The organism is Nitratidesulfovibrio liaohensis, from assembly GCF_011682075.1.
Classification (GTDB): domain Bacteria; phylum Desulfobacterota; class Desulfovibrionia; order Desulfovibrionales; family Desulfovibrionaceae; genus Cupidesulfovibrio; species Cupidesulfovibrio liaohensis.
On record NZ_VSMK01000168.1, the window covers coordinates 1 to 5,419 of the forward strand.

Genomic DNA, 5,419 nt, shown 5'->3' on the forward strand with positions numbered 1-5,419 from the left:
TCCGCCCGGCGCGCATCGCCCACGGCGGCATCGTGGCCGCGCTGAACCACGGCCTTGCCCTGGCCCGTGGCCGCTACATCGCCCGCATGGACGCCGACGACACCTGCCACCCGCAGCGCCTGACCCTGCAATGCGCCTTTCTGGACGCCCACCCGCACATCGGGCTGGTGGGCTGCCGCGTGGACTTCGGCGGCGACCGCGACTGCTGCGGCGGCTACGCCCGCCACGTGGACTGGGTGAACACCCTGCTGGACCCCACGGACATCGCGCTGGCGCGCTTTCGCGAATCGCCCTTCGCGCACCCGTCCGTGATGTTCCGTGCCGAGTTGCCCGGCTTGCACGGCGCGTACCTCGACGGCCCCTTTCCGGAAGACTACGAACTGTGGCTGCGCTGGATAGACGCGGGCGTGGCAATGGCCAAGCTGCCGCACACCCTGCTGACCTGGAACGACCCGCCGGGCCGCCTTTCGCGCACACACCCCAACTACGCGGAAGACGGATTCTACAGCCTGAAGGGGCTGTACCTGGCCCGCTGGCTGGCCCGGCACAACCCGCGCCACCCCGAAGTGTGGGTGGTGGGCGCGGGCCGCACCAGCCGCCGCCGGGCGCGCCTGTTGATGGAGCAGGGCATCACGGTGCACGCATGGATCGACATCGACCCGCGCAAGATCGGCAATCGGGTAGACGGCCTGCCCGTGCTGGGGCGCGAGGCCATGCCCGCGCCGGGCGAGGGTTTTCTGGTGGCCTATCTGGCCGGGCACGGCGCGGCGGAAGAACTGGCGGCATTTCTTGATGGCGCGGGCTACGTGCAGGGCCGGGACTACATTCTGGCGGCCTGACATAACGGCCTGACACGCTTTCCTGCGCCGGGCGCTCCTGCCTTGGCAGGGACGATTTCCCCCGACGCCAGACAATGTGCGACCGTCCCCCACCCGGGCCATCCCGCGCCGCGCAGCCCACTTCCGTTCAGACACGAACCACGATATCGGATACGCGTACGCTCGCACCGCGCACACACTCCACGCTGGCCCTGCTCCCTTGCCCCGTTCCGCACCTGCCCTGCCGCCGGGAGGCCCGAATGAAGCGCCACATCACCGTTGCCCTGCTGCTCCTGTTCGGGGTCTTCGATTTCATGGTGTGGATCATCGGCGGCGCACCGGAGCAGGTGGGCCTGCTGCATCAGGGCGCTGCCCTTGCCCTGCGGCTGTGGGTCATCACACTGGCCCTGCACGGCCTGCGCGACGAGGCCGCCCTGCAACAGGCCATGGGCTGGGTCATCGGCTACAGCGTGGTTATGTTCTTTCTCATGATCTACTCGGGGCGCGTGGGCAAAATGCCCCGCCCGGAAGACCCGATCATGAACCCGCTATGGTTCTGGAATACCCTGGAATACGCAGCAGCAAAGCAACTTTCCGGGCCGATGGTGCCCTGTTCACTGATCTACATGGGTGTCTTTGGCAACCTGATCACCGTGAAACGCCGGGACATCTGACCGTCGTGCCGCGCGCAGATCCCGCCAACCTGACGCGGCGCGCATCGTCCGGGCTTCTCCGCCCCCCCCGCCGCCGCAACGTCACCCAACCGTCCGCAAGATTCACCACACCGACACACATGCGCCACCGCCGGGGCGCATTCCTCCTGCAACACCGTCAGGCGATCTGTAGATACTTTCCAGAATCGCCCAACCCGCCGCCGCGCCAAGGCGCTCGCACCGCCCGCGCGGCCCCGGAATCCGCAGGAGGTCGCACTGCATGGCCACTGGCGCACCCCGTTCCGCGTCCCGCACCGCCGCACGGCAATCCGGTTCCCGGTCCGGACAACCATCGGACGCCGCCGTACCCACGGACGCATCACCCGACGTGTCTTCCGACGCAGCCACATCCCGCGCGGGCACGCACCACACCCCCTCCGCGCATTCTTCTTCCCCTTCGGCGGCCCCTTCCCTTTGCCCGCCGCTGTCCATCGACCTGCACGTCCACTCGCGCCACTCCACCCGCCCCTCGCAGTGGATCCTGCAAAAGCTGGGCTGCGCGGAAAGCTACACCGACCCCAGGACGCTGTACGACATCGCCCGCCGCCGGGGCATGGACCTGGTCACCATCACCGATCACAACACCCTGGCGGGCAGCCTTGAAATCGCCCACCTCGACCACACCTTCGTCAGCGAGGAAATCACCGCCTATTTCCCCGAAGACCGTTGCAAGATCCACGTGCTGGCCTGGGACCTGACCGAGGCCCACCACGCCGACATCACCCGCCTGCGCGAGAACATCTACGATCTCGTGGACTATCTGACCGTGTCAGGCATACCGCACGCCTGCGCCCACGCCATGTACTCGCTGAACGAGCGCCTGACGCTGAACCACATGGAACGGCTGCTGCTGCTGTTTCGGGTGTTCGAGCTGAACGGCTCGCGCGACGACTTCCAGAACGGCATCCTGCGGGCCATCGTGCAGGGGCTGACCCCGGCGGACATGGACGCCATGGCCGACCGGCAGGACATGGCCCCGCGCATGGAACGGGCGTGGACAAAGCACCTCATGGCCGGGTCGGACGACCATTCCTCGCTGAACATCGCCCGCAGCCACACCATCATCGAAGGGGTTTCCGGCGTGGGGCACGGCCGCGTGCGCGACGCCCTGCGCGGGGTGATGGAAGGGCGCGGCACGCCGCACGGCAGCGCCGCCACCCCGGTGACCATGGCCCACAACCTGTATTCCATCGCCTACCAGTTCTACAAGCAACGCTTCGGCCTGGCCCGCCACGTCAACCGCGACACGGTGCTGCGCTTTGCCGACAGGGTGCTGACCGGCGCGCCGGAACCGGAAGGCGGCCTGCTGACGAAACTGCACGGCCTCATCGGGTACCGCCGCCCCCGGCTGTCCTTTTCCGCGTCCACCCCGCGCACCGTGCAGGACCACCTGCAAACCGAGGCGGCGGAGATCATCCGCCGCGACCCGGAACTGCGCGGTCTGCTGGACGCCCCCGCCGCCGACATCACCGGCGAACGCACCGAACAGGCCTGGATGCGCTTTACCGACCAGGCCTCGGAAAAGGTGCTGCGCACCTTTGCAGACACCCTGCTGGACAACGCCATGGGCGCGGACCTGTTCAGCGTGTTCAACGTGGTGGGATCCGCCGGGTCGCTCTACGCCATCCTGGCCCCGTACTTCGTGGGGTACACCCTGTTCACCAAGGACCGGGCCTTTGCCCGCGCCTGCCGCGACCACTTCCTGCCGCACGAGGCAGAGGCCGAACGAGGCCCGAACGCGCAGGGGCCGTTGCACATGCCGCCCGGCCCCGGCACTCATGCCCCCCATGTGACGGACACGGACGAATGGCACGCCACGGGCCGCCTGCACGTGGGCCACTTCACCGACACCTTTTACGACGTCAATGGCGTTGCCCGCACCCTTCAGATGCAACTGGACATCGCCCGCCGCAACGACAAGCGGTTGCAGGTCATCACCTGCGCCCCGGACGGCGTGGCCGACCCGGAACTGGCCGACCGTTCCGACGTGTTCACCTTTTCGCCCATCGGCTCGTTCGCCATGCCGGAGTATCCCGGCCTTGCCCTGTACTACCCGCCGGTGCTGAAGATGCTGGACCACTGCTACCGCCAGGGCTTCACACACCTGCACTCGGCCACGCCCGGCCCGGTGGGGTTGGTGGCGCTGGCGGCGGCGCGCATCCTGCGCCTGCCCATCCACGCCACCTACCACACCGCCTTCCCGCAGTACGTGATGATGCTGACCGAGGACGCCGGGCTGGAAGAAGCCATGTGGCGCTACATGATCTGGTACTACAACCAGATGGACCGGGTGTACGTGCCCTCGCATGCCACCGGCGACGAACTGGCGGAACGGGGCATCGCGCGCGAGCGCATCGCCTTCTACCCGCGCGGCATCGATACCGAAACCTTCACCCCGGCCCGCCGCAACGGGTTCTTCAGCCGCTACGACGGCAACACCGTGACCCTGCCGCGCACCTTCCTGAACAGCGAGGAAGCGCGGGCGGCAGGTCCGGGCCTGACGGCCCCTCGGGACACGGCCCAGCCGGTGCGCTTCCTGTACGTGGGGCGCCTGTCGCGCGAAAAGAACCTGCACGTGCTGGCCGACGCCTACAGGCTGGTGGCCACCCGCGCCCCGCACCTGCGGCTGGTGCTGGTGGGCGACGGCCCGGCCCGCGCGGAACTGGAAGAAACCCTGCGCGGCCTGCCGGTAACCTTCACCGGCTACCTCACCGGCGACGACCTGGCCAACGCCTACGCCTCGTCGGACATCTTCGTGTTTCCCTCCGGCACCGACACCTTCGGCAACGTGGTGCTGGAGGCGCAGGCCTCCGGCCTGCCGGTGGTGGTTACCGACAAGGGCGGACCGCAGGAAAACCTGCTGCCCGGTCGCACCGGGGCCATCGTGCCGGAAGGTGACGCCACGGCCATGGCCCGGGCCATGCTGGACATGGCCGCCGACCCGGCCCGGCTGGACGCCATGCGCGCCGATGCCCGCGCCTACGCGGAAAGCCGGTCCTTCGAGGCAGCCTTCCTGCAACAGTGGGCCATGTATCGGGACCGAGACCGCAACGCCGCATAGAGGTTGACCGCAACCGCAACCAGCCTCTGAGGCCGTGCTTTTCCATTCGCCTCCAGCCCGTCCCCTCCCGCACGCCGCCCCGCATTCCGCATGGAGTGCGGGGCGGTCGCGCGACGGTCACGCGGCAGGGCCAACACGAAAACGCCGGGCGAATGACGGCACGGGCTTGGCGACATTGCCGTTTGACGCCTCTCGTTGCCGCGCCACGCATCCGCTGCTACGGTGGGCAGCACTTCCCACGCCATCCAAGGAGACCCCATGGCCCGCCTGCTGCTGCTCGGCGCGGGGCACGCCCACCTCGACGCCATCCGCACCATTCCCGCGCTGGTGGCGCGCGGCCATGCGGTAACCGTGGCCGGACCAGGCCCGTGCCACTGCTATTCCGGCATGGGCCCCGGCGTGCTGGGCGGCACGTACCCGCCACAGGCCATGGCCCTGCCGGTGCGGCGCATGGTGCAGGCGGCGGGCGGCACCTTCGTCACCGATACGGCGGTGCGCATCGATGCGCCGGGCCACGCCGTGCACTTCGCCTCCGGCCTGCGGCTGGAATACGAGGTGTGCTCGTGCAATGTGGGGTCGCTGGTGGCGCACCCCCTACCCGAAGATGCCGCCGGTACGGGCAGTGATGGCGGCTATCCCCCGAGGCTGTCCGTATTTTCGGTAAAACCCATCGAGAACCTGTACCGCGCCCGACAGGCGTTGCTGCGGCTGGCCGCGCACGGTGCGGTGCATGTGGTGGTGGCGGGCGGCGGGCCAGCCGCGCTGGAGGTGGCCTGCAACACTGCGGTATGTATCGCCCGCGCGCGGGGCAACGCCGCTCCCGCCGT

At 68.8% G+C, this 5,419-nt stretch carries 4 protein-coding genes; all 4 read left to right on the plus strand.

Annotated features, from left to right (window positions below; all coding sequences use genetic code 11):
• On the plus strand, nucleotides 1-839 hold an 839-nt coding region (locus tag FVW27_RS06955), incomplete at its 5' end, for a glycosyltransferase (RefSeq protein WP_167123867.1).
• A 239-nt stretch (nucleotides 840-1,078) separates the two neighbouring features.
• Nucleotides 1,079-1,492, plus strand: a complete 414-nt coding sequence (locus FVW27_RS06960; protein WP_167123869.1) for a hypothetical protein — start codon at nucleotides 1,079-1,081, stop codon at nucleotides 1,490-1,492.
• Nucleotides 1,493-1,751: 259 nt separating this feature from the next.
• Nucleotides 1,752-4,592 (plus strand): glycosyltransferase, encoded by a 2,841-nt coding sequence (locus tag FVW27_RS06965; RefSeq protein ID WP_243838266.1) that lies wholly within the window; start codon nucleotides 1,752-1,754, stop codon nucleotides 4,590-4,592.
• A gap of 258 nt (nucleotides 4,593-4,850) precedes the next feature.
• On the plus strand, nucleotides 4,851-5,419 hold a 569-nt coding region (locus FVW27_RS06970; RefSeq protein ID WP_481850158.1), incomplete at its 3' end, for an NAD(P)/FAD-dependent oxidoreductase.

Excerpts from the sequence above, each read along its gene's own strand:
- FVW27_RS06960 (WP_167123869.1), top strand. The coding sequence starts at position 1,079 with ATGAAGCGCCACATCACCGTTGCCCTGCTGCTCCTGTTCGGGGTCTTC.
- FVW27_RS06965 (WP_243838266.1), top strand. The coding sequence starts at position 1,752 with ATGGCCACTGGCGCACCCCGTTCCGCGTCCCGCACCGCCGCACGGCAA.